Genomic DNA, 1200 nt, shown 5'->3' with positions numbered 1-1200 from the left:
GCCACGGCCGTGACGTCGAACTGCGCGTTCATCGCCCGGCCTCCGGCCTGCCGGGGCCGTTCATCAGCCGGCGCAGCGCCCGGGCGTCTGCCTGAAGTTGGGCCTCGTCCTGGTGCCCGAGGTCGAGCACGTCGAAGGGCAAGGGGCCGCCCGGCGCCGGGTCCGCACCCGACTCCCGTCGCGGCACGACGTGATGGTGGGCATGCGGAATGGCGTTACCGAGGAGTAGGTAGTTCATCTTCAGCGGCTGGTAGTGCGCCTCAAGTGCGCGGCCCAGGGCGAGGGTGTCCCGCCAGAAGGCGGCGGCTTCGTCGTCCGAAAGTTCGGTGGGCTCGGCCACGTGGCGCGCGGTCACGATGGTGATGGAGTAGCCCCGGACTTGCCCGGAGCGCCAGAGATAGGACTGGGACACCTCGCCGCGGTGTAGCAGCAGCCCCCATCCGATGTCGTCGGCCGTCCAGTCGTTGCCGCACATTGGGCAGTGGTGGCCGGCGCGGTGCGCGAGGAAGTGCTCAGGCCAGGAAGAGCTGGGTGTCGGTGGGAGCGTCACAGGTGCTCACCAGCCCGTCTGGGTGTACGGGCGGCCCGCGACGATGCCTTCGATCGCCAGGCGGGTGTACGGCACGACCTTTGCCGGAAGATCCTGCGGGCTGAACCACCGCCACGCCACGCACCGGTGGGGCTCCAGGAGTTGCGGGGTACCGGACCATGCCCGGGCCTGGAAGACGAGCGCGATCCGTGCCCGCGCCGTCGGCGAGTCGACGTGGTGGACCACATGCACGAGCTCGATGTCACGGGGATCGATGGTCAGCCCGGCTTCCTCCTGAGCCTCGCGCACCAAACAGCTGATGGCGGCTTCCCTCTCGCAATGACCTGCCAAAAAGTGCCATTCGTCCGGCGCGAAGGCCGAGTCGGGATGGCGCAGTCCGAGGAGGATCCGGCCCTGCTCGTCCTGGAGGTGCAGGTGGACGCCGACGATGTGGAGCTCGGTCCCCTCCGGCGCCTCTTCGTGCAGCGGGCGGATGCGGTCCGGCGCACTGCCGACCGGGGGATGCTCGGCCGCGTGGCGGCGGATCAGGTCGCCGAGGCCGGGACTCATGGGTAGTCGGTCCAGCATGTCGGGGGTGAACCACTGCAGGAGGACGCCCTCTTGTAGGTCCGCCGTGTCGGGGTGTCCGCTCCAGCGGGCCGTGAAGACCT

At 69.8% G+C, this 1200-nt stretch carries 2 protein-coding genes; both read right to left on the bottom strand.

Features of this window, described 5'->3' with window-relative positions:
• Positions 1-28: 28 nt before the first annotated feature.
• Positions 29-475 (bottom strand): HIT domain-containing protein, encoded by a 447-nt coding sequence (locus ABZ281_RS49975; protein WP_356665544.1) that lies wholly within the window; start codon positions 473-475, stop codon positions 29-31.
• Between the two features lie 81 nt (positions 476-556).
• A partial coding sequence (locus tag ABZ281_RS49970; RefSeq protein WP_356665542.1) for an NUDIX domain-containing protein occupies positions 557-1200 on the bottom strand: 644 nt, incomplete at its 5' end.

Source organism: Streptomyces sp. NPDC006265 (assembly GCF_040613555.1).
Taxonomy (GTDB): Bacteria; Actinomycetota; Actinomycetes; order Streptomycetales; family Streptomycetaceae; genus Streptomyces.
Note: the sequence above shows the minus strand (reverse complement) of the source record. Positions and strands in the feature narration are given on the sequence as shown.

What these genes read in the sequence shown, in the direction of transcription:
- ABZ281_RS49975 (WP_356665544.1), bottom strand. Translation starts at nt 475, where the DNA reads ATGTGCGGCAACGACTGGACGGCCGACGACATCGGATGGGGGCTGCTG.